The sequence below is a fragment of the Streptococcus sp. DD11 genome (assembly GCF_001578865.1).
GTDB lineage: Bacteria > Bacillota > Bacilli > Lactobacillales > Streptococcaceae > Streptococcus > Streptococcus panodentis.
In genome coordinates this window covers 298252-319795 of sequence record NZ_KQ969392.1, presented here as the reverse complement: position 1 = coordinate 319795, position 21544 = coordinate 298252, and the positions used below count along the sequence as shown (strand labels likewise).

At 49.2% G+C, this 21544-nt stretch carries 19 protein-coding genes and 2 pseudogenes; 13 read left to right on the top strand and 8 right to left on the bottom strand.

Features of this window, described 5'->3' with window-relative positions; genetic code table 11:
- From STRDD11_RS14055 to fni, 4 genes and pseudogenes are all read left to right on the top strand, one after another.
- A pseudogene (locus STRDD11_RS14055) lies at positions 1-361 on the top strand (mevalonate kinase); the annotation flags it as partial.
- Entirely contained in the window at positions 343-1290 is a 948-nt protein-coding gene (mvaD, locus tag STRDD11_RS01475) for a diphosphomevalonate decarboxylase (protein WP_128834673.1), read from the top strand. The pseudogene STRDD11_RS14055 and the gene mvaD, both read left to right, overlap by 19 nt.
- The gene (locus tag STRDD11_RS01470; protein WP_128834671.1) at positions 1280-2299 is read left to right on the top strand and encodes a phosphomevalonate kinase; all 1020 of its coding nucleotides are present in this window, start codon (positions 1280-1282) and stop codon (positions 2297-2299) included. Before mvaD ends, STRDD11_RS01470 begins: the two co-directional genes overlap by 11 nt.
- Positions 2283-3287, top strand: a complete 1005-nt coding sequence (gene fni / locus STRDD11_RS01465) for a type 2 isopentenyl-diphosphate Delta-isomerase (protein ID WP_164828333.1) — start codon at positions 2283-2285, stop codon at positions 3285-3287. The genes STRDD11_RS01470 and fni overlap by 17 nt, the downstream gene beginning before the upstream one ends.
- Before the next feature lie 41 nt (positions 3288-3328).
- Here fni and STRDD11_RS01460 read toward each other — a convergent pair whose 3' ends face one another.
- From STRDD11_RS01460 to pflB, 5 genes are all read right to left on the bottom strand, one after another.
- A complete protein-coding gene (locus STRDD11_RS01460) occupies positions 3329-4603 on the bottom strand; it encodes a hydroxymethylglutaryl-CoA reductase, degradative (RefSeq protein WP_128834667.1) in 1275 nt (424 codons plus the stop codon).
- The gene (locus tag STRDD11_RS01455) at positions 4600-5778 is read right to left on the bottom strand and encodes a hydroxymethylglutaryl-CoA synthase (RefSeq protein WP_128835330.1); all 1179 of its coding nucleotides are present in this window, start codon (positions 5776-5778) and stop codon (positions 4600-4602) included. Before STRDD11_RS01455 ends, STRDD11_RS01460 begins: the two co-directional genes overlap by 4 nt.
- A gap of 927 nt (positions 5779-6705) precedes the next feature.
- Positions 6706-7191 (bottom strand): threonine/serine exporter family protein, encoded by a 486-nt coding sequence (locus STRDD11_RS01450; RefSeq protein WP_128834664.1) that lies wholly within the window; start codon positions 7189-7191, stop codon positions 6706-6708.
- 4 nt (positions 7192-7195) lie between these two features.
- Entirely contained in the window at positions 7196-7972 is a 777-nt protein-coding gene (locus STRDD11_RS01445) for a threonine/serine exporter family protein (RefSeq protein ID WP_128834662.1), read from the bottom strand.
- A gap of 334 nt (positions 7973-8306) precedes the next feature.
- Entirely contained in the window at positions 8307-10622 is a 2316-nt protein-coding gene (gene pflB / locus STRDD11_RS01440) for a formate C-acetyltransferase (protein ID WP_128834660.1), read from the bottom strand.
- Between the two features lie 325 nt (positions 10623-10947).
- On the opposite strand from pflB, the gene dinB reads away from it, so the two are divergent.
- The 6 genes from dinB to STRDD11_RS01410 all read left to right on the top strand — a co-directional run bounded on the left by dinB (position 10948) and on the right by STRDD11_RS01410 (position 15980).
- The gene (gene dinB, locus STRDD11_RS01435) at positions 10948-12012 is read left to right on the top strand and encodes a DNA polymerase IV (protein WP_128834658.1); all 1065 of its coding nucleotides are present in this window, start codon (positions 10948-10950) and stop codon (positions 12010-12012) included.
- 210 nt (positions 12013-12222) lie between these two features.
- Positions 12223-12558, top strand: a complete 336-nt coding sequence (locus STRDD11_RS01430) for a hypothetical protein (protein WP_128834656.1) — start codon at positions 12223-12225, stop codon at positions 12556-12558.
- 328 nt (positions 12559-12886) lie between these two features.
- Positions 12887-13681, top strand: coding sequence for a CPBP family intramembrane glutamic endopeptidase (locus STRDD11_RS01425; protein ID WP_128834654.1), 795 nt, complete (start codon positions 12887-12889; stop codon positions 13679-13681).
- Between the two features lie 45 nt (positions 13682-13726).
- Positions 13727-14521: a CPBP family intramembrane glutamic endopeptidase gene (locus STRDD11_RS01420; RefSeq protein WP_128834652.1), complete on the top strand. Its 795-nt coding sequence runs from the start codon at positions 13727-13729 to the stop codon at positions 14519-14521.
- Positions 14511-15266 (top strand): CPBP family intramembrane glutamic endopeptidase, encoded by a 756-nt coding sequence (locus STRDD11_RS01415; RefSeq protein ID WP_061411681.1) that lies wholly within the window; start codon positions 14511-14513, stop codon positions 15264-15266. The genes STRDD11_RS01420 and STRDD11_RS01415 overlap by 11 nt, the downstream gene beginning before the upstream one ends.
- Positions 15267-15341: 75 nt before the next feature.
- Entirely contained in the window at positions 15342-15980 is a 639-nt protein-coding gene (locus STRDD11_RS01410) for a TetR/AcrR family transcriptional regulator (RefSeq protein ID WP_128834650.1), read from the top strand.
- A gap of 52 nt (positions 15981-16032) precedes the next feature.
- Here STRDD11_RS01410 and STRDD11_RS01405 read toward each other — a convergent pair whose 3' ends face one another.
- The 3 genes from STRDD11_RS01405 to rnhC are packed head-to-tail and all read right to left on the bottom strand — an operon-like array spanning position 16033 to position 19965.
- Positions 16033-18390, bottom strand: coding sequence for an SF1B family DNA helicase RecD2 (locus tag STRDD11_RS01405; protein WP_128835328.1), 2358 nt, complete (start codon positions 18388-18390; stop codon positions 16033-16035).
- 57 nt (positions 18391-18447) lie between these two features.
- A complete protein-coding gene (lepB, locus tag STRDD11_RS01400) occupies positions 18448-19077 on the bottom strand; it encodes a signal peptidase I (protein ID WP_128834647.1) in 630 nt (209 codons plus the stop codon).
- Positions 19078-19080: 3 nt separating this feature from the next.
- The gene (rnhC, locus tag STRDD11_RS01395) at positions 19081-19965 is read right to left on the bottom strand and encodes a ribonuclease HIII (protein WP_128834645.1); all 885 of its coding nucleotides are present in this window, start codon (positions 19963-19965) and stop codon (positions 19081-19083) included.
- Positions 19966-20146: 181 nt separating this feature from the next.
- On the opposite strand from rnhC, the gene STRDD11_RS01390 reads away from it, so the two are divergent.
- The 3 genes and pseudogenes from STRDD11_RS01390 to STRDD11_RS14050 form a co-directional block, all read left to right on the top strand.
- Complete coding sequence (locus STRDD11_RS01390) at positions 20147-20437, top strand: hypothetical protein (protein WP_128834642.1); 291 nt, start codon at positions 20147-20149, stop codon at positions 20435-20437.
- Between the two features lie 9 nt (positions 20438-20446).
- Complete coding sequence (locus STRDD11_RS01385) at positions 20447-20998, top strand: CvpA family protein (protein WP_128834640.1); 552 nt, start codon at positions 20447-20449, stop codon at positions 20996-20998.
- Positions 20999-21053: 55 nt separating this feature from the next.
- Positions 21054-21544, top strand: a pseudogene (locus STRDD11_RS14050) (endonuclease MutS2); the annotation flags it as partial.

The following is a 21544-nucleotide window of genomic DNA, read 5'->3' as shown; positions in this document are numbered from 1 at the left end:
CCATACCCGCGAAGCCATCCGAGCGGTCGAAAGTCAGGGTCAAAAGGCTCTGCCTTTGCTGCAGGAGCTGGGCAATCTGACTAAAATTGTCGAAAAAGCCATTACCATCAAGGATTTGCTGACCATGGGGCAGGCCATGACCAGAGCGCATGAGAAGCTGGCCCAGCTGGGTGTGTCCTGCCAGAAGGCGGATGATTTGGTGGCTTTGGCTGTGGAAAATGAAGCGCTGGGTGCTAAAATGAGCGGCGGCGGCCTGGGCGGCTGCGTCATTGCACTTGTCAAAGAAAAAGACCAGGCGGAATCCTTAGCCGCCTTATTGAAAGAGAAAGGGGCCATCAACACATGGATCGAAAGCCTGTAAGTGTCAAATCCTATGCCAATATTGCCATTGTCAAATATTGGGGCAAGGCTGATGCTGAAAAAATGATTCCCGCAACCAGCAGCATTTCGCTGACGCTGGAAAATATGTATACTGAGACGCAGCTGAGTCCCTTGCCGGATACAGCAGTAAGGGATGAATTTTACATCGACGGTCAGCTGCAAAGTCCGGCTGAACATGCCAAAATCAGCCGGATTATTGACCGTTTCCGGACAGAGCCGACAGACTGGGTCAGGATTGACACCAGCAACAACATGCCGACTGCAGCGGGTCTGTCTTCCAGCTCCAGCGGTCTGTCAGCCCTGGTCAAGGCCTGCAATGCCTACTTTGAGACCGGCTATGATACAGAGGAACTGGCTCAGCTGGCTAAATTTGCCTCGGGTTCCTCGGCCCGTTCCTTTTTTGGCCCTCTGGCAGCCTGGGATAAGGACAGCGGCGCTATTTATCCAGTCCAGACAGACTTGAAACTGGCCATGATTATGCTGGTCCTCCACGATGAGAAAAAGCCTATTTCCAGCCGCAGTGGCATGGAGCTCTGTGCTGCGACTTCTACCAACTTTGCTGACTGGATGGCCCAGTCAGCCTTGGATTATCAGGCCATGCTGGGCTATTTAAGAGACAATGATTTTGCTAAAGTCGGACAGCTGACCGAGGAAAATGCTCTTAGGATGCATGCCACGACAGAGAAAGCCTATCCGCCCTTTTCTTATCTGACGGAGGCGTCCTACCAAGCCATGGAGGCTGTCAGAAGGCTGCGCGAGCAGGGCGAACGCTGTTACTTTACCATGGATGCCGGCCCCAATGTTAAGGTTCTCTGCATGGAGGAAGACCTAGACCATCTGGTTGCTATTTTTGAGAAGGATTACCGACTGATCGTCTCCAAAACAAAGGAGCTGCCAGATGAAGACTAGGGCGAGCGTTCAAACCTGCGGTAAACTCTATCTGGCGGGGGAATATGCAGTGCTGACGGCTGGTCAGCCAGCCATTATCAAGGCTGTCCCCATCTATATGACAGGAAAAATCCAGACAGCCTCTGCCTATCGCTTGGCGTCAGATATGTTTGAGCACAGCGCTAGCCTAGAGCCGGATTCTGACTATGCCCTGATACAGGAGACGGTGGCCGCTATGAATGCCTATCTGCTGACCTTGGGCTGTGAGCCCCGGCCATTTTCGCTGGCCATCAGCGGCAAGATGGAAAGGGAGGGCAGGAAGTTCGGGATTGGCTCCAGCGGCAGCGTCGTGGTTTTGACCCTCAAGGCCATGGCGGCACTCTATGAGCTGGAGCTAGAGCCAGAGCGGCTCTTCAAGCTGGCTTCCTACGTTCTCCTCAAGCGGGGGGATAACGGATCCATGGGCGATCTGGCCTGCATTGCCTACGAAGACTTGATCTACTATCGGTCTTTTGACCGTGCTGCTGTCAGCCGGCGGATGGAAAGTCTTGAGCTGCAGCAGCTGCTGGCAGAGGATTGGGGCTTTGAAATCCGCCGGATCAAACCTCGTTTGTCTATGGATTTTCTGGTCGGCTGGACCAAGCAGCCAGCGATTTCCAAGGACTTGGTCAATCAAGTCAAGTCGGCGATTTCTGAGTCCTTTTTGACAGGCAGCCGGGCGCAGGTCGATGCCTTGGAACAGGCTTTGCTGGCAGGAGACAAGGCTGTGGTTCAGTCCAGTCTGGAACAGGCTAGTCAGCTCTTAGAAGCGCTGAGCCCAGCGATTTACACGGACAAGCTGAAGGCACTGAAGGAAGCAGCTTCTGGCTTGAACTGTGTGGCCAAGAGCAGCGGTGCCGGCGGCGGGGACTGCGGCATTGCCCTTAGCTTCGATGCTGCTTCCAGCGATCAGCTGATTCGAGCTTGGCAGGCAGCCGGCATTGAGCTACTATACAGAGAAAGGATGGGCCGTGATGAGCCAGAATCGTAAGGATGACCATATTACGTACGCCTTGGAACAGCGCCCAGTTTACAACAGCTTTGATGAGATGGAGCTGATTCACCGCTCCCTGCCCAAGTATGATTTGGCGGAGATTGACCTGTCCACTCATTTTGCCGGCCGTGACTGGGCCTTTCCCTTTTATATCAATGCCATGACCGGCGGCAGCCCAAAAGGCGGTCAAGTCAATGAGAAACTGGCTCAGGTGGCAGAGAGCTGCGGTCTTCTCTTTGTGACAGGATCCTATAGCGCTGCTTTGAAGAATCCTTCTGATACTTCCTATCAGGTGGCAGCTGGACGGCCAGATCTGCTGCTGGCGACCAATATCGGCTTGGACAAGCCTTATCAGGCAGCCCAGCAGACGGTGGCCGAGCTGCAGCCGCTTTTCCTGCAGGTGCATGTCAATCTCATGCAGGAGCTCCTCATGCCGGAAGGCGAGCGGGAGTTTCGCTCTTGGCGGCAGCATTTGGCAGACTATGGACAGCAGCTGGATTTGCCCCTGATTCTCAAAGAAGTCGGCTTTGGTATGGATCGTTCTACTGTGGAGGAGGCCCGTTCTTTAGGGATTCAGACCTTTGATATTTCCGGCCGGGGCGGCACCAGCTTTGCCTATATCGAGAATCAGCGGGGCGGCAATCGCACCTATCTCAATGACTGGGGCCAGTCCACCCTTCAAAGTTTGCTGGCGCTTCAGCCCCTGCGCGATGAGGTAGAGCTGCTGGCCAGCGGCGGCGTGCGTCACCCGCTTGATATCATCAAAGCCTTGGTCTTGGGAGCCAAGGCTGTCGGTCTCTCGCGCACCATGCTGGAGCTGGTCGAGCATCGCTCGGTGGCAGAAGTCATTGACATTGTGGAAGGCTGGAAAGCAGATCTGCGCCTCATCATGTGCGTCCTGTCCTGCCGAAACTTGCAAGAATTAAAGAATGTTCCCTATCTGCTCTATGGACGGCTGCGAGAAGGTCAGGAGCAGATGAGATAAAAATGATGAATGCATACAAAAAAGGCCTGAGCAAGGCCTTTTTATTGATTCTGTTTTCGTAAGTCAGCGAGTATTTCCTGAGCAGTAGCTAGGTTGAAGTTCTTAGTAGCTGTCAGGTGGCTGACCAAGGCTGGGATTTCTTCTTCTTTGGCTCCCGCCTGTAGAGCCAGCGACTTGGCCTGCAGCTTCATGTGACCGGCCTGAATACCAGTGCTGACCAGCGCTTTGAGGGCAGCGAAGTTTTGGGCTAAGCCGACTGAGACGATCAGGGAAGCCAGTTCCTTAGCCCGAGGCTGTCCCAGCAGGTCCAAGCTGGCTGCGACGGCAGGATTGAGGCCAATCGATCCCCCCTTGGTTGCAACGGGCATGGGCAGGGTCAGCTGGCCATGCAGCTGGCGCTTGTCTGGATCGGCTGTCCAAGCAGAGAGACCGCGATAGCTTCCTTCTCTGCTGGCATAGGCGTGAGCGCCGGCTTCGACAGCCCGCCAGTCATTGCCCGTAGCCAGAACGACGGCATCGATGCCGTTGAAGATCCCTTTATTATGGGTGGCTGCGCGGTAAGGGTCGGCCTGAGCAAGCTTGCTGGCCAGCTGCATCTTGTCGGCCAGAAGGGCTGCCTCTGCCCTGTCACGGCTGAGAAAGCGGTAGTCAATCACACAGCGGGCTGTCACGAGGCTGTCTGTCGCATAGTTGGACAGGATAGCCATCAGGCTCTTGCCGCCAGTCAGCTCTTCTAGGGGAAGGGTAAGAGACTCCAGCATGGTGTTGAGCATATTGGCGCCCATAGCCTCCTGCGTGTCCACAGACAGATAGAAAATGAGAAAATCATCCTTTTGCTCCAGCCAGAGGTCTCTAGCACCGCCGCCGCGAGCGACGATGGATGGGTAGGCTTGGTCAGCTCTTGCCAGCAGGTCAGCCTTTTTTTGGAGCACAGATTGGGCAGCCAGATCAGCATCCTCTATCTGATAGAGGGCAATCTGCCCAATCATCTGGCGTTTGTGAACCTCAGTCTCAAAGCCGCCCGAACGCTTGATGATCTTGGCTGCAAAGCTGGCTGCTGCCACCACAGATGGCTCCTCTGTCACAAAAGGAACTTGGTAGCATCTGCCATCTACGAGAAAGTCAGGCACCAGAGAGTAAGGCAGAGCCAGTGTAGCCAGCACATTTTCACTCATCTGGTTGGCCGTTTCCAGAGGCAGGGTCCGCTGCTCAGCCAACGGCTGCCAATATTCCTGCTGGAGCAGTCCGCTTTCTTTCAGCAGCTGCAGCCGCTCAGCGGGAGATTTTTTGGAAAATCCAGTCCAGTTTCCGTTCATGATGATTTCTCAACCTTACTGTACTTGCGCTGGTGCTCTGCGATTTCCGTCAGAGCAAAGGTTTGATTTTCGTAGCCAGAGAAGCTGGCATTGCCCGCCTCATCCAGCTGAGCTTCTGCAAAGAAGAGCTGCTCATAGTCTGCGACAGAAAGAGGCTGGCGCAGATCCAACTCATCCAAGCGTGTTCGTGATAGCTGCTCTTCATAGCCAGAAACCAAATCGGCACTGAAAATCTCCGCTACTGCCCCGCTGCCGTAGCTAAAGAGGGCAATCTTATCGCCGGCCTTGAGCTGGTCGGAATTTTCTAAGAGAGACAGGAGCCCCAGAAAGAGGGAGCCGGTATAAATATTGCCGACTTTTTGGCTGTAGAGGATGGATGCCTCAAAGTTGTCCTTGAGCTGATCTTGCTGCGCTTGTGGCAGACTCTTATCCATGATTTTATTGAGGCCCTTGAGAGCCAGCTTAGGATAAGGCAGGTGGAAGCAGAAAGCAGCAAAGTCTTTGAGGCTCAGACCTTGGCGTTTCTGGTACTCGGCCCAAGTCGTTTTCAGGCTGTCCAGATACTGCTGGGTTGAGTAAATCCCGTTGACATAAGGGGTTGCGGAGTAATTTGGGCGCCAAAAATCCATGACGTCACGGGTTTGGGCCACATTGTCATCATTGAAGGCCAGAATTCGGGGATTGCGGCTCAGGAGCATGGCAATAGCACCAGCCCCTTGGGTCGGCTCGCCTGGCGTATGAGCGCCATACTTGGCAATGTCACTGGCAAGGACCAGTACCTTGCTGTCAGGGTATTTTTCGATGTGGAGTTTGGCATAGTCTAGGGCAGCAGTTGCTCCATAACAGGCTTCTTTGATTTCAAAGCTGCGGGCGAAAGGCTGGATGTCCAGAAGTCCGTGGATAAACACAGCGGATGCCTTGCTCTGGTCGATGCCCGACTCAGTCGCCACAATGACCATGTCAATCTTTTTTCTGTCTTCTGCTGTCAGAATAGAGTCTGCAGCGGCTGCTCCCAAGGTCACCATGTCCTCGGTCAGAGGAGCGATGCTCAGTTCTTTCAGCAGGAGTCCCTTGCTGAGCTTGTCTGGGTCAATTCCGCGCTCCTCAGCCAAATCCCTTAGTTTTAACACATAATTGCTGGTTGCAAAACCGATTTTATCGATTCCGATTGTCATCATAAAGACCTCTTTTAAATCCTTTTTATCCCCAGTAGAACAGCCGCTCAGCTTCTTTCTGCAGCCAGTGCAGACTCAAAAGACAAAAGCTGAGAATGCTCAAAGAAAAGTTGATTTTCAAAGAACCGCAGGCGCTTTTCTAGGGTATGAACTAGTATAATCTTTTAGTTTACTTTTAGTAGTGCAACTGTCCAGGAGACAGTTGCAGACTATCGCTTAACGTACAGGACGATAGGGCAGTGAGCTGCTCCAAACCTCCAGTGGAGGTTTGGAGGTGGCAAATAAAGCTTCCGCTAGGAAGTGTCAAAAAGCTCCAGTGGAGGTTTGGAGGTGGCAGATAGAGCTTCCGTGAGGAAGTCTCAAAAGTAGGGCAAGGCCAGCTAACAAAGTACTAAACGATAAACTAAATGACGATATATTCTGCAATCTATTTTACCACACTTAGAAATAAAACTCTTACAAAAAACATCTGGGGCCCGCTAAATCAGCCCTGAGATGTATTTCATTCTGAAGCAGGCAGGGTTCCCTATCGGCAGAGCTTCCAAATGAAATAAAAACAGCAGGTTTTCCGAAGCTGCTGAAAGACTCCGATGATGAATAGTTGATATAGCCTTTTCCTTTGCTTTTAGCAGTGAAACTGTCCGAGGGGGCAGTTTCAGTCTATCGCTTAACATACAGGACGATAGGGCAGCTAACAAAGTAATAAAAAATCGGCTAAATGATAATACTCGAAGAAAATCGCAGATGACAAGGCAAACCAATGCAGAGAGAATGGGAGTCCGTCAAAGTGTTTAGCACAGCCATCTCGGTCTTCAAAGAGTACTGATAAGCAAAAACGAATAATGACGGCAGGCTGCAGCATTTCGTCATTATTCGTTTTCTCTTTTGAGTCATTCTTATTGGCAGCTGTTTGAAGAGCGCATTTTTTCAGCTGTCTTGGTTTTCCTGCTGTTTTTTCAAGGCCGGCCTGTTTCTGCGGTAGGTGAAGTGATGGTAGATTTTGAGCACAACGGTGCCGCTGGCCATGCCGATGGAAATGACCAGGGCCAGAATGACCACCAGAGTGGCATTGACAATCGCTTGATTGTAATCGCCCGTGACAAAAAAAGCGGTCGTCCGATAGGAAATATAACCAGGAACGAGGGGAGCTAAAATAGCCAGAATAAAGACCACGGCAGGTGTCTTATAGAGAATGCTGAGAATCTGACTGCAGCAGGAGCCGATGATGGCAGCCACAAAAGTGGCAATAATCACGTTGGTAGGCTCCTTGAGCAGGAGGTAGAGCAGCCAAGTAAACATTCCCAGAACACCGCCTGGCAGCAGCATCTGGCGCTGCACATTTAAAACGATTAGAAAGGTAACGATGGCAAGCAAACTTGCCAATGCTTGAAGTAAAAAAGTCAGTAGCGTCATAGTTTTATTTCATTAAAAGAAGGGCAACGGAAGTGCCTGCACCCAAAGCCAGCGTGATGAGGAGGGACTCAAAGAGCTTGCTCATGCCAGAGTTGATATGGCTGGTCATGATATCCCGTACAGAATTGGTCAGAGCAATCCCCGGTACAAAAGGCATGACCGAACCGGCGATAATCAGATCAGCGCTAGTAGGAAAACCGGAATAGCGGACCCAGATCTGAGCTAAAAGACCAAAAATAAAGGCACCGGCAAAGGTCGAGACAAAAGGGATCCGCACATACTTTTCTGTATAAAGATAGGAAATGAAGCCAAAGAAGGTGGCCAGAGCAGCCCCCAAGGCATCATAGAAGTTTCCGCCGAACATGATGGAAAAGAAAGGCGCGCTGAGGGTGGCTGCCAGAGTCAGCTGCTGATTGCTGTAAGGCAGGCGCTTACTTTTGAGGCGGTTCAGCTCCTCGAATGCCTCCTGCAGACTGATTAGGCCGCTGACCAGCTGACGGGAAACCTGATTGACCTCACATACTTTTTCGATATTGTAGTTGGTTCGCAGGTTGCGCTTCATGCGGGAGACATTGGTATTTTCAACCGAAAAGAAAATAGCGACCGGCATGGCCAGAGCATTGCAGTCCATGATGCCCTGTGAGTGGGCAATGCGGATCATGGTATCCTCTACCCGATATATCTCAGACCCGCTCTGCAGGAGCAGGGTTCCGGCCAGCATAATGACATCCACTGCCAGATTAAATTCTTTTGAATCTTCCTTAAAGTTTTTCTCCGTCATTTTCCCAATCCTTTTTTTGAACCTGTCCTTAATGGAGTGCGGCCTGGCGATACTGATATAGTTTGAAGCCTATCATCTATAAGCTGATAAAACACAGGTCCTTGGTCTAGCAATATCCCTATTATACCATAAAGAGCTTCCATTCATACTCTTTGAAAAAACAAATTTTGGCAGCGGGGTCTTCATATGATGAAACGGACCGCCAGACAAGGAGTCCGCTCAAAAGGCCACTCCGCTGGGGTTTTTGAACATAAAAAGAGGCTGGGACTGGAAACTCAACATTAAATATTTGAGTTCTGTCCCGCCGCCTTTTAAATGGTGTATAGGCTGTTGATTAGCTGAGAGCGTCGTCCATAGAAAGCACTTCGTGGAAGACACGTTGGGTCAATTCAGTTTTTTGTTCTGGCGTCAGGTACTTGGTGTTGACACAGTAGCCAGAGATCCGAACGATAACGTCTTCGCCGCTCATGATCTTTTCATAAACATCCTTGAGGTCCATGACGTTCAAGTTAACGTGCTGACCGCCGTTTTCGAAGTAACCATCCAGGATTGTTACCAAGTTGTCTACTTGTTCATCACGAGTTTTACCCAGAGCACGAGGTGATACTTGTGTAGTCAGGGAGATACCGTCAGCTGCGTAGCTGAAGTCCAGACTGGCAAGTGAGTTCAAGTTTTGCAGCCAGCCACCTTTTGCTTTGTTAGATGGGTTGGCACCTGGTGAGAAGAATTCCAGTTTAGACAGGTTCACGCTGCCATCTTCGTTGAGGTAGACACCCTTGTGGACTGGTGAGTTACCCGTTTGCTTAGAGTAAGCCACGTTAGATGTGATGGTCAGAAGTGATACAGTTGCTTCAGCATTCTTGTAGAGTTTGTGGCTGCGCAGACGAGTCGTGTAAGCTTCAACCAACCATTCAGCCAGTTCGTTTGAGCGAGGATCATCTTCACCCCAACGTGGGTATTCTCCGATTGTTTCATAGTCGTAGATATAGCCGTTTTCGTCGCGGATTGGCTTAACAGTTGCGTACTTGATAGCAGACAATGTATCAACCGTATTGGCAAATCCACAGATACCAAATCCCATGTTGGCACGTTGGTAAGTTGGCAGGAAGGCCATTTGAACCGCTTCGTAGTTGTACTTGTCAGTCATGTAGTGGATGATGTTCAAAGCATCAACATAAGTATCTGTCAGCCAGTCCAGAGATTTTTCAAAGTTGGCTTTTACAGATTCAAATTCCAGCACTTCGTCACGAATCGGATCGATGTCAAAGACCTTGTAGTCTTTGTGTACATCATCGTAACCGCCGTTGAGACCGGTCAGAAGGGCTTTCAGCACATTTACGCGGGCACCAAAGTATTGGATGTTGTGGCGTTGTTCTTCATTTTCAGGGTCAAGCGGAGACACACAGCAGGAGATACAGCTCATTTCGCCATAGCCATCTTTAGCCATTGTAGTCACACCTTCGTATTGGATAGAAGAGTGCTTGTGGCTCATGTGCATACAGTAGCGGCGGAAGGAGTATGGCAGCTTGTCAGTCCAAAGAACGGTCAAGTTTGGCTCTGGTGAGTTGCCGATGTTGTCCAAAGTGTTGAGGAAACGGTAGTCCATCTTGGTAACACGGTGACGACCGTCGTTACCCATACCTGCCATAGAAGTAGTGATGAAGGTTGGGTCACCAGAGTAAAGTTGGTCGTAAGCTTTGGTACGAGCAAACTTCACTGTACGAAGTTTCATAACGAAATCATCAACAAATTCTTGGATTTCTGATTCAGTGTAAGTACCGCGAGCCAAGTCACGTTCAGCGTAGATGTCCAGAACGATAGGCACACGTCCGAGGGAAGTAGCAGCACCGTTGATAACACGGCAGACAGCCATGAAGGCGATGTTAGTCCATTGAATCGCTTCTTTAACGTCAAAGGCAGGACGGCGAACATCTACTCCGTAAAGGTCACCAAGTTTTACAACTTCACCAAGTGCTTGGTATTGCAGGTTGATTTCTTCGCGCAGACGGATTGTTTCTTCGTCAATCTCAGTCAAACCGTTCCAGTCGCGGACTTTTTCAGCCATGAGGTAGTCAGCTCCATAAAGGGCCAGACGTGCGTAAACCCCGATGATACGTCCACGTGAGTAAGCATCTGGAAGACCAGTTACAGTGTGGGCGTGACGAGCACGGCGGATGTTAGAAGTGTAAGCGCGGAAGATACCGTCATTTACGGTTGTCACATACTTCGTAAAGATTTCATGAACAGCAGGATCTGGTTCGTATCCATTTTCTTTCAAAGTCGTTTCAGCCATGCGGATACCGCCTTTTGGCATGAAGTTCAATTTGAAGAGTTCGTCGTTTTGGATACCGTAAATCAGTTCGTTGTCCTTGTCAATGTAACCAGCGTCAATACCAGCGATAGATGCCGGACGGGTGTCCATTGGGAAACGGGTTTCTTCATAGTGAGCCTTGGTTTCTTCTACGATTTTTTTGATATGCAGAGAACGTTCAGTCGGGCCGGCCAAGAAGCTTTCGTCTCCGTCGTAAGGCGTGTAGTTGGCCTGCACGAAGCGCGAAACGCTGGCTTTCTCTTTCCAGTCTTCCCCTTTGAAGCCTTCCCAAGCTTTATCAAAAATATCTTGAGCTTCAACAACTGTTTTTACAACCATTTGATTTTCCTCTTTATTCTAGCAACAAAATCTGTTACATTTATAAGTAAAGTATACCATATGGTAATCGGTTTCACAAAGCATTTTCAGGGAAAAGACTGACTTTCTTTTATAATACAGAAAAAGAAAAGTTGCAGATGTGTACTATATATTTGAAAAAGAAAATCATTCTTAAACACTTTGGAAAAATGAGTAAAAAAGTTATAATAAAAGTAAGCTAATTGTGATTTAACTCCGGCTGGGAGGAGAAAGGATTTTTCAAAGTTTTTTAGAAATAATCTCAACTGTTTCAGAGGAATCGGGAAACTTTGTAAAAGGAGGAGCCATGCTGATTTTTCCGCTGATCAATGACACATCCAGAAAAATCATCCACATTGATATGGATGCCTTTTTTGCTGCCATTGAGGAGCGGGACAATCCCAAGCTCAAGGGGCATCCGGTCATCATCGGCAGCGACCCACGCTTGACTGGCGGTCGTGGTGTCGTCTCCACCTGCAATTATGAGGCCAGAAAGTTCGGAGTTCATTCGGCTATGAGCTCCAAGGAAGCCTATGAGCGTTGCCCGCAGGGGATTTTCATTTCGGGGAATTATGAGAAGTACCAGTCGGTCGGCCAAGAGATTCGTCAGATTTTCAGGCGTTACACAGATCTGATTGAGCCCATGAGCATTGATGAGGCCTATCTGGATGTAACGGAAAACAAACTGGGGCTCACATCAGCCGTCAAAATCGCCAAGCTGATCCAGTACGATATATGGAATGAACTGCAGCTGACGGCTTCAGCCGGAGTTTCCTACAATAAATTTCTGGCCAAGATTGCCAGTGATTATGAAAAACCGCACGGTCTGACCGTCATCCTGCCGGAGGAGGCTGAGGATTTTCTGTCCAAGATGGACATTGCCAAGTTTCACGGTGTCGGCAAGAAAAGTGTGGAAAAACTGCATGACATGGGGGTTTATACCGGGGCGGACCTCCTAGGGATACCGGAGATGACCCTGATTGACCGCTTCGGCCGCTTCGGCTTTGACCTTTACCGCAAGGTGCGCGGCATCAGCAATTCTCCGGTCAAGCCCAACCGCATCCGCAAGTCCATCGGCAAGGAGCGGACCTATGCCAAGCTCCTCTATAGTGAGGAGGACATCAAAAAGGAGCTGACCCGGCTGGCTCAGAAGGTAGAAAATAGCCTGACTAAGCATGATAAGAAAGGACGAACCATCGTTCTGAAAATCCGCTATGCCGATTTCTCCACCTTGACTAAAAGGAAAAGTTTGAATCTAGCCACTCAAGACAAGGAGCAAATCGAGCGAACTGCGCATGAGATATACGATAGCTTGGAAGAACAACCACGAGGTATTCGTCTGCTAGGGTTGACAGTGACGGGGTTTGAATAAAGATAAAGGCTTGGTTCATTACCGAGCTTTTTTAGATATAGTTTTTAGTATAGTTGCTTGTGACGAGTTTCTAAGTTGGCTGATGATTTTCATTAACTAAAAATAATCTTTTTTGAAAAAATACTGGACAAAGTATTTTTGGTCTGTTATACTAGAGACAAATAAAAAAAGACCGACCGGTCGGTCATTAAAAATAAAAGGAGGAAAATCATGCAAAAAACTAAAGCAACTGTAGATGAAAAGACCAGAGACTATCTGAGCAGGCAAAAGCAGCTGCTGGCCCGTCAGAAAGAGAAACAAAAAGACTTTCTCAAGGAAGAAGCAGCGAAACGAAAGGCTTTCCTGCAGAGGATGCAGGAGGGTGAGAATGGCATACGCTATTCTAAGTGGGGAGTCAAAGCTGGATATGCTGTCCTTGCTGGTGGCTTGCTGACTTCTGTCTTTAGCCCTTGGCGAGGACTGGGCATCATGGCAGTAGGCGGTCTGAGTGTGGCTTCCAACCTCTGGAATATCAGACGCCTGCAAGATAAGAAAAGGAGGGATTGAATGAAAGAAAAGCCTAAATACTGGCGGTGGGACAGAAATCGGTAGACGTAGTCTCGATTTCGTCGTCCCAGCCCCGCAAGGCCGATTAGGAGCTCTTCCGAGCTTGAAAAGCGAACGAAGAGTTCAATCGGCTACTGCGTCATGATTTTAATACGAACTATAATAAGAGGCTAAGGACTATTGTCCCGGCCTCGTCTGCCTGCTCTAGCTTAGTTTTGGAGCAGAAAACGCAAGGAGTTTATTTTTTTGAAACAAAACAAACCGTCTGGTCGGTCTGTGAATAACAAAAAATAACTTCCCCTCATATACTTAAAAAAGGAATTATCGTATGAACAAACAAACACATGTAGAGCCAGAGACAAGGCATATCCTGCCCTTTCTGGCCTGGACTTTTGGCATTAGCTGGGGATCCTTTCTGATTCTGTATATTTTAACCGCCCTGAAGCTGACCAGCGTATCTGAGCCTTTGGGCTTTGCTCTCAATATCATCTATGGCTTCGGACCGACCTTGGGAACTTTTATCAGCCTCAAAATTTCCCATCCCAAGAAGATGCTGGACTTTATCTTCTCCCATGCCAAAGGCTGGTGGATTTACATGCTGGTCTTCTGTCTGGTTCGGGTTTTGACCCTTTTTATCGCCAATCCAGCCTTGCCGCCTTTGAATGCCATTCTGATGTTTCCCCTGGGCTGGCTCTTTATCACTTTTGCCGGCGGCGGCAATGAAGAACTGGGCTGGCGGGGCCTCCTGCAGCCAGCTCTGGAGAAAAAGTTTTCCTTCCCTCTGGCAGCTGTCATCACGGCTCTGGTCTGGGTGGCCTGGCATCTGCCCCTCTGGCTGATTCCGGGAACGAGTCAAAGTCAGGTTTCTTTGCCCTTCTATGTCTCCTTTGGTATCTTGCTCAGTTTCTGTCTGGCAGTTCTCTACAAGCAGACGGCCTCTGTCTTTGCCTGCATGGTCTTTCACGGCTGCATTAACTTTGCTCAGGCGACGATTGTCGGCAGTGCTACAAATGGCGGAAGGTATCTCAGCTTCCAGGCTGCTAATCTGGTCATGACCGCTCTGCTGGTCGGCTGGTGGTATTGGAAGGGCAACCGGAAAGGAGTTCAGAAAGATGCAGGCTAAAAATCTTGGCAATCGCTCTTCTGCCAAAGAAAAAGGAGTAATCATATGAAAACACAAACACATGTTGGGCCAGAACCCAAGCATATTTGGCCTTACTTAGCTTGGACCTTTGGTATTAGCTGGGGTGCCTGCCTGATTCTGTATATTTTATCTGCGCTGAAGATCACCAATGGCGCAGAAACTCTGGGAACTGTCTTTATCTTGATAGGGGCTTTTGGCCCAGCTCTAGGGAGCTTTATCAGCCTTAACATTTCTAAACCGAAGCAAATGCTGTCCTTTATCTTTTCTCATGCTAAGGGCTGGTGGATTTATATGCTAGTCTTCTGCCTGATTCGGATTTTGACTCTCTTTATTGCCAATCCTGTATTACCGCCGCTCAATGCCATACTCATGTTTCCTTTGGGCTGGACCTTTATCACCTTTGCTGGTGGCGGGAATGAAGAGCTGGGCTGGCGGGGAGTGCTGCAGCCAGCTTTGGAGAAGAAGTTTTCTTTTCCGATTGCTACGGTCATCACAGGTCTCATCTGGGTTGCCTGGCATCTGCCCCTCTGGCTGATTCCGGGAACAGGTCAAAGCCAGCTTTCCCTGCCTTTTTATATTCTATTTTGTGTCATGGCTAGCTTTTGTCTGGCTGTTCTATATAAGCAGACAGCGTCTGTTTTTGCCTGCATGGTCTTTCATGGCTGCATTAACTTTGCCCAGACAGTTATCGTAGGAGCAGCTACCAAGGGCGGAACGTCTCTTAGTTTTCATGCTGCGAATGCCGTGATGACAATTTTGCTGCTGGGCTGGTGGTACTGGAAGGGCAATCGGAAAGGAGCTGAGAAAGATGCAAGCTAGAAACTATAAAGATTCCTCATCTGTCAAGCAAATTCTAATTTTTCTGCTTTGGACTTTTGGTATCACTTGGTCTGCGTGGATTCTCTCGGCTGTGCTGAAAGGGCGAGTGCCGTTGTTTCCTCCGCTGCTCACGATAGTGGGAACATTTGGTCCTGCTATAAGTGCCAAGCTTGTCTTAGGTAAGTCTTTGAAAGAAATGCTGACTTTTATCAAGTTTGCCAGGAAAGGAAGCTGGCCTTATCTGTTGATTTTTGTGGGTCTCTTCACGATTTCCATTGTCTTTGTGACCAAGCCGCTGCCAAATTTGAATCTTTTGAATGTTTTGGTTCTGGCTCTGGTAACCACTCTCTTGACAGGTGGTAATGAAGAAATTGGCTGGCAGGGCTTCCTGCAGCCAAGTCTGGAGAAGATCCTGCCCTTCCCTTTGGCAACTGTAGCAACTGGGTTAATCTGGTCTGTCTGGCATCTGCCCCTCTTCTTTACCCCCGGCAGCAGTCAGGCGGGGACCTCTCTTCTGGTCTTTACAGCATTTTGCCTGCTCGGCCGTTTCTGGCTGGCAGCCCTTTACAAGACCAGTCAGTCTGTCCTCTATTGTGTCCTCTTTCATGGGCTCATTAATACTATTGGCGAAGGCATCTTTGTAGGCAAGGGAACGGAAAATCCCCTCTTTTTCCTAGGCTATATCTTGATGGCGGCTTACAGTATCTATCTTTGGTATCAAAGGGATCAGCAAGACAAGGCTTAAAGATATTTTTATGATTTTGTATTTCCCTGGCTTTTTTGGTAGAATAAAGCTATATTAGAAACAAAGGGGAACAGAATGGCGCAGCGAAAAGACAAATCCCAGGCCATGAGAGAAAAAATTTTAAATACAGCGACCCAGCTCTTTATCCAAAAGGGGTCCGAAAAGACCAGTATGCAGGATATTGCTCAGACGGCGGGCATCTCCAAGGGGGCTATCTATCATCATTTCAAGTCAAAAGATGAGATTGTCCTGGCGGTGATGAGGAGCCGGCAGGAGCTGATGGAAGAAGAGATGAAGCAGTGGCTCAAGGCTACGGAAAATCTGACCGGTAGGGAGCAGCTGCAAACCATCCTCAAGTCCAATCTGGAAAGTCAGACAGCCCGGGCCATAGACGGCATTGTGGATGAGTACGAGCAGGATGCAGGTTTTATTTTGACCATGATGCGGGACAATCTGCGGATAGGCGCCCCTCTGGTCAGCGATATTATCAAAAAAGGGATGGCAGATGGGTCTATCCAGACTCAGTATCCGGACCAGGCTGCAGAAGTCTTTCTGCTGCTGGTGAACTTCTGGATGAATGAGACCGTTTTGGAAAGCGATCCTGAAAAAATGCCAGAACGCTTCCATTTTCTGCAGTTTATGATGACCTCGGTCGGCATGGATATCTTTAATGATGAGCTCATGCAGCTCTTTAGCCGGAAAAATAAGGCATAAAAAAAGGCGATAGGACAGAACTAAAAAATTGGTTCTGTCTAGGCCTTTTTATTTATGTGCTGAATATACTGTGGATATCTTCCTCGGTCAGGCCGATTAGGGGGTCGATTTTCAGGAAATTTTCTTCTGTCAAGACATGGTTTTCCACAGGCGCTTTCATTTTATCCACAGGATTGTGGATATTGCTTTCGGCTTGCGGGAGGTCTCCAAAGCGCTCGATGAGATAGGTTTTACGGGCGGTGCCAGTGTTTTTTGCTGCATAGTCAAAGGCTACTTTTTCCCCAAGTAAGATCAACTTGCTCTTGGCGCGGGTGATAGCGGTGTAGATGAGGTTGCGCTGCAGCATCCGGTGACTGCTCTTGGTGATGGGCAAGATAACCACCGGAAATTCACTGCCCTGAGACTTGTGGATACTCATGGCATAGGCCAGGCGGATCTTGTACCATTCGCTGCGCGAGTAGATGATTTCATTGCCGTCAAAGTTGATGGTCAGCTCGTCCTGCTTGGAGTCAGTGTACTTAGCAGGCAGCAGGTCGCTGATATAGCCTAAGTCACCGTTAAAGACATTGCTTTCAGCATCATTGACCAAGTGAATAACCCTGTCTCCTTGGCGATACTGACAGTCGGGAGCTTCAAAGGTCAGTTCATCTTTCTCTACAGGATTGATGAGATTTTGCATAAGATTGTTAATCTGGTCAATGCCGGCTGGCCCCCGATACATAGGAGCCAATACCTGAACATCTTGAGCTGGGATACCGCTGCGAATGGCTGCACTGGCAATCTTTTCAATCATGGGAGCGATATGCTCACTTCTAGCTTCGAAATAGGAACGGTCAGCCTTTTTCTCGGTAAAGTCAGCCGGCAGCCGGCCTTTTTGAATCTGGCTAGCCAGTGTGACGATTGTAGACTCCTCGCTCTGCCGATAGATGGTTTCCAGCTTGGTCTGTGGAATAGTCGGTATCTGCAGCAAGTCTGCCAGAACCTGACCGGGACTGACAGAGGGCAGCTGGTCTGCATCTCCGACAATCAAGAGTTTGGTCTGAGAGGAGATATTGCTGAGGAGTTGATTAGCCAACCAAGTATCCACCATGGAAAATTCATCCACAATGATAAAATCAGCATCCAGATAATCATCCAAATGACTGGTATCATCATCGCCAGTCATCCCCAAGTGGCGGTGGATAGTAGCACTAGGAAGACCAGTCAATTCGTTCATGCGCCGGGCAGCCCGGCCAGTCGGTGCTGCCAAGAGGATGGGCAGGTCCTGCTTTTTGCGCCGGTCCAGTCCATGCAGCAGACTGTAGACAGCGATGATTCCGTTGATAACAGTGGTTTTGCCGGTGCCGGGTCCGCCAGTTAAGATAAAAACTTTGTGTTTGATGGCATCGCTGACTGCTTTTTTCTGGGTAGCATCATAGCTGATACCAAATTCCTCCTCAACTTGGGCAATGGCAGCAGTGATTTTTTCATCGCCAAAGCTATTTTGCTCCCCGTTTTCCAGCAGGCGGGCCAGATTGCCGGCAATGCCTTCCTCAGCAAAGTACAGGCTGTTGTCAAAAATCTTGGTGTCAACATGCTGTACCTTGTCTTCCTCAATCAGCCGAGTCAGCTCATCGGCGACCAGACTGGGATCCAGTTCGACCTGACGGGAGCTTTCTAAAAGTTCAATGGTGCGGTCCAAGAGGTCGCGGGCTTCTACATAGGTATCGCCCCTTTCCATGGACTGGGTCAGGAGGGTGTGGATGAGGCCGGCCCGGAAACGCTCGGCTGCATCGCTTTCGATTCCCAGCTTCTGGGCCAGCTGGTCGGCGATTTTAAAGCCGACTCCCTGAATGTCTTCTACCAGTCGGTAGGGCTCCTTTTCTACGATTTGCAGCGTTTCTTCCTTGTATTCGTCCTGAATCTGAAAGGCCAGCTTATTGGGAATGCCATAGGCCGCCAGCTTGGCCAGGACCAGCTCGGTGCCGTAGTTCTGTCTGAGCTTGCTGACAAAGGCCTCCCGGTTTTTAGCGGACAGGCCGCTGATCTGAGTCAGTTTTTCAGGCTGGGCCAAGATTTTGTCAATGGTCTCCTCGCCGTAGAGCTCCACGATTTTCTGGGCGGTCTTGGTCCCGATGCCCTTGAAGTGGTCACTGGCAAAATATTTGACCAGGCCCTTGCTGCTTGGCTTGGCCCGCTCATACCGGCTGATTTTCAGCTGCTGGCCGTACTTGGGATGCTGGACCAGACTGCCCCAGAAGGTGTAGTCCTCCCCTTCCATGACATCCGCCATTGAGCCGGTGACAATGATTTCAAAATCGTCAAACTCCTCGGCATCCGTATCCTCAATATCTAAGAGCAGGATGCGAAAAAAATTGCTGGGATTCTCAAAAATAATGCGTTCAATCGTTCCTGAAAAGTAAAATTCCATCATGTCTTCCCTGTTTAAAAAGGAACCCAGCTGAAGAGTCAGCTGAGTTCGGTATGCTTAGTAGGTCTTGAAGGGCAGCAGCGGCCAGAAGCGGAATTTGGCTTCGCCTTGGATCTGGCTGGCGCTGAAAGTACCGACCTGGCGGCTGTCTTTGGAAACAATCCGGTCATCTCCCAGCAGCAGGTACTGGTCGTCCGACAGGGTGATGCTGAAAACTGGGCTGCCATCCTTATCCACTGTAAAGGCCTGAGCCTGCTGGGCCAGCTTTCTGAAAAATTCCCCATTGTCATCGTAGTCCTCGCCTGTGTAGGTCGACTGCAGCTTGTCTTTTTTAAAGGCCTTTATATATTCTGCCAGATAAGGCTCGTCGGTTTTTACTCCATTGATGTAGAGAGTGTCATTCTCATACTGGATGGTCTCGCCCGGAAGGCCGATGACCCGCTTGACAATTTCTTTGGTCGTGCCGCTGTCATCCGTCTCAGAAGCCACGACAATATCAAAACGGTCGATGCTTTGGTGTTTCAGCACCAGCAGGTATTCTCCGTCGGCCAGAGTCGGGTCCATGGAGTGGCCGTCTACCTTAACAGGGGACCAGAGGAAGATTCGCGACAGGATAATCGTCGCGATTAAAAAGGCAAAGAGGCCCCATTCTTTGAGAATGTTAATGGCAGTATTTGATTTTTTCATAAGTTACCTTTCTAGGAGTTTGTGAGCTTTTTCAGTGTTTTTAAAGTGGAGTTTGGCTGCATGCTGCAGGCCAGCCATACCGTAGGCTTGGAGAATCTGGCTGGCGATGCGGTCGCTCTTGCTGCCAGCGCCGCTGGGCAGGGTATAGCCCAGTTCCTGACTGAGATTTTCCAGATTTTCCAGAAAAAGGTCGCGGGCGATAATCGAGCTGACTGCAACGGCCAAGAACTTTCCTTCGGCCTTTTCAATCAGGCTGACAGGATTGGGAAAATGATTTTTTTCCTGCTTGAGGTATTTTCCGTAGTTTTGCTGGCTGGTAAAGGCATCGATGACGATTTTTTCGGGTTGTAGGCCTTTTTGCAGGAGCAGATAGATAGCCTGATTGTGCAGGGCCACCTTGACAGAGACAGCGTTATAGCCGGAAGCGATGACCTGATTGTACTTCTCTGGCGATAGCAGAAGGGCCTGATGGGCAATCCGGTCTTTTAAGATCGGTGCCAGCTGGCGGATTTTCGTATCGGTCAGGGTTTTGGAATCCCCGACTCCCAGACTGCGCAGAAAGCCATGCTGATCTGGACTGACAAAGGAAGCAGTGACTGCTAAGCCGCCGAAGTAGGAACCATTGCCGACCTCATCGCTGCCGATAAGGGGCATCTGCTGAGAAGAATCATTTGTTTTTTCAGTCTTATAGCCAAAAAAAGCCGCATAGTGACTGGCTTTTTGGCCCTGAAACAGGACTTTGCCGGAAGTGTAAACACTGACTGTCGCCTGGTTCAGTTTGAACAGGTATTGAATATAAGGGTTATTGCTGGGAGCCAAGGAAGCCTGATATTTCCTGACAAAAGCCTGAATATCCTGCTCTTTGGGACTGAGGGTCATACTTTCCATACTCCCTATTGTACCATAAAAAGAAACAGGAGAAAGGGATAAGGGTGCAATATTGAAGAAAAATGGCGCAGCCTCCTGTTCAGGCGGTTTTTATCGCCTGCCTTTTCTCATCCTGTGCCAGCAGGGTATTTTATCACTGACAAAATCCGTCTTTTTTGTTATAATACAATGAGGTGATTCTATGGCAAATTTAAATCGATATAAGTTTACCTTTGGTAACAAAACACTGACCTTAACGACGGAGCATGACAATTTATTCATGGAAGAAGTTGAGCGGGTTGCAAAAGAGAAATACAATATTATAAAAGAGCAGATGCCGGCAGCGGATGATGAGGTCTTAGCCATTCTTCTGGCCGTCAACAGTCTGTCTACTCAGCTGAGCCGCGAGATTGAATTTGATGACAAGGAAAAGGAACTGGAAGATTTTCGTCGTAAAACGCTCAATGAGTTAAGAGAAAAATCGGCTAAATAAGGAGAAATAATGCTTTCGTTTGTTATTTTACTAATTTTAGCCTGGAGCTTTTACATTGGCTATTCGCGGGGGATTGTGCTGCAGGGCTACTATGCTCTGGCGACGGTCGTTGCGATGCTGGCGGCCAGTCAGGTTTATAAGGAGCTGGCTGGAAAAATCAGCCTGTGGATTCCGTATGCCAGTGCGACCGAGGGTTCTTCAACCTACTTTTTCCCCAGCTCACAGCTCTTCCATCTGGACAAGGTTTTTTATGCCGGTCTGGCCTATCTCTTTGTCTTTACAGCAGTCTATGTTTTGGCGCGTTTTTTTGGGATTTTTGCGAATCTGATTCCCTATCCTAACAAGCTGGACACACATTGGTACAATGTGGGCAGCGGTGTGATAGCTGTCTGCATCACGGTTTTTGTTCTGCAGATGTGCCTGACAATTTTGGCGACAGTGCCTTTGGCTGTGATTCAGGACCGGCTCAACGGCAGTTTCATGGTCCGCTTGATTGTCAGCTATGCGCCTGTGACAACCGACCTATTGAAACATCTGTGGGTGACAAGTATTATCGGGTAAAAACTCAGTTGCTTTGCTAACTGGGTTCTTTTTCACTGGAAATGACAGAAAGAATATGAACAGAAAAATTTTAGATATTTTAGAATTTAGCAAAATCAAGGAGCTTTTCGCTCCCTATCTGCTGACTGAGCAGGGGCGGCTGGAGCTGGACCTGCTGCTGCCGACCGGCAAGAAAGAGACCATCGCTGCTGCTTTTTTGGAAATGGACGATATGAGCCGGCTTTTTGTCCACTATCCGCATTTTAGCCTAGCAGCCACTCAGGATATCACAGCTCTGACCAAACGTCTGGAGCTGGACGGCGACCTCAATATTGAGGAATTTCTGGCCCTCAAGCGCGTGCTGGCTGTGACACAGGAGCTGAAATCTTTTTATGAAGAGTTGGAAAATGTCCAGCTGGTAAAGCTGGACCGCCTCTTTGACAATCTGGCAGCCTTTCCCAGCCTGCAGGGCAGCCTTCAGGCCATCAATGACGGCGGCTTTATCGAGAGCTTTGCCAGTGACAATCTGGCCCGCATCCGGCGCAAGATTCAGGAAAATGAAGCACA

What these genes read in the sequence shown, in the direction of transcription:
- mvaD (WP_128834673.1), top strand. Translation starts at nt 343, where the DNA reads ATGGATCGAAAGCCTGTAAGTGTCAAATCCTATGCCAATATTGCCATT.
- STRDD11_RS01470 (WP_128834671.1), top strand. Translation starts at nt 1,280, where the DNA reads ATGAAGACTAGGGCGAGCGTTCAAACCTGCGGTAAACTCTATCTGGCG.
- fni (WP_164828333.1), top strand. Translation starts at nt 2,283, where the DNA reads ATGAGCCAGAATCGTAAGGATGACCATATTACGTACGCCTTGGAACAG.
- STRDD11_RS01460 (WP_128834667.1), bottom strand. Translation starts at nt 4,603, where the DNA reads ATGAACGGAAACTGGACTGGATTTTCCAAAAAATCTCCCGCTGAGCGG.
- STRDD11_RS01455 (WP_128835330.1), bottom strand. Translation starts at nt 5,778, where the DNA reads ATGACAATCGGAATCGATAAAATCGGTTTTGCAACCAGCAATTATGTG.
- STRDD11_RS01450 (WP_128834664.1), bottom strand. Translation starts at nt 7,191, where the DNA reads ATGACGCTACTGACTTTTTTACTTCAAGCATTGGCAAGTTTGCTTGCC.
- STRDD11_RS01445 (WP_128834662.1), bottom strand. Translation starts at nt 7,972, where the DNA reads ATGACGGAGAAAAACTTTAAGGAAGATTCAAAAGAATTTAATCTGGCA.
- pflB (WP_128834660.1), bottom strand. Translation starts at nt 10,622, where the DNA reads ATGGTTGTAAAAACAGTTGTTGAAGCTCAAGATATTTTTGATAAAGCT.
- dinB (WP_128834658.1), top strand. Translation starts at nt 10,948, where the DNA reads ATGCTGATTTTTCCGCTGATCAATGACACATCCAGAAAAATCATCCAC.
- STRDD11_RS01430 (WP_128834656.1), top strand. Translation starts at nt 12,223, where the DNA reads ATGCAAAAAACTAAAGCAACTGTAGATGAAAAGACCAGAGACTATCTG.
- STRDD11_RS01425 (WP_128834654.1), top strand. Translation starts at nt 12,887, where the DNA reads ATGAACAAACAAACACATGTAGAGCCAGAGACAAGGCATATCCTGCCC.
- STRDD11_RS01420 (WP_128834652.1), top strand. Translation starts at nt 13,727, where the DNA reads ATGAAAACACAAACACATGTTGGGCCAGAACCCAAGCATATTTGGCCT.
- STRDD11_RS01415 (WP_061411681.1), top strand. Translation starts at nt 14,511, where the DNA reads ATGCAAGCTAGAAACTATAAAGATTCCTCATCTGTCAAGCAAATTCTA.
- STRDD11_RS01410 (WP_128834650.1), top strand. Translation starts at nt 15,342, where the DNA reads ATGGCGCAGCGAAAAGACAAATCCCAGGCCATGAGAGAAAAAATTTTA.
- STRDD11_RS01405 (WP_128835328.1), bottom strand. Translation starts at nt 18,390, where the DNA reads ATGGAATTTTACTTTTCAGGAACGATTGAACGCATTATTTTTGAGAAT.
- lepB (WP_128834647.1), bottom strand. Translation starts at nt 19,077, where the DNA reads ATGAAAAAATCAAATACTGCCATTAACATTCTCAAAGAATGGGGCCTC.
- rnhC (WP_128834645.1), bottom strand. Translation starts at nt 19,965, where the DNA reads ATGGAAAGTATGACCCTCAGTCCCAAAGAGCAGGATATTCAGGCTTTT.
- STRDD11_RS01390 (WP_128834642.1), top strand. Translation starts at nt 20,147, where the DNA reads ATGGCAAATTTAAATCGATATAAGTTTACCTTTGGTAACAAAACACTG.
- STRDD11_RS01385 (WP_128834640.1), top strand. Translation starts at nt 20,447, where the DNA reads ATGCTTTCGTTTGTTATTTTACTAATTTTAGCCTGGAGCTTTTACATT.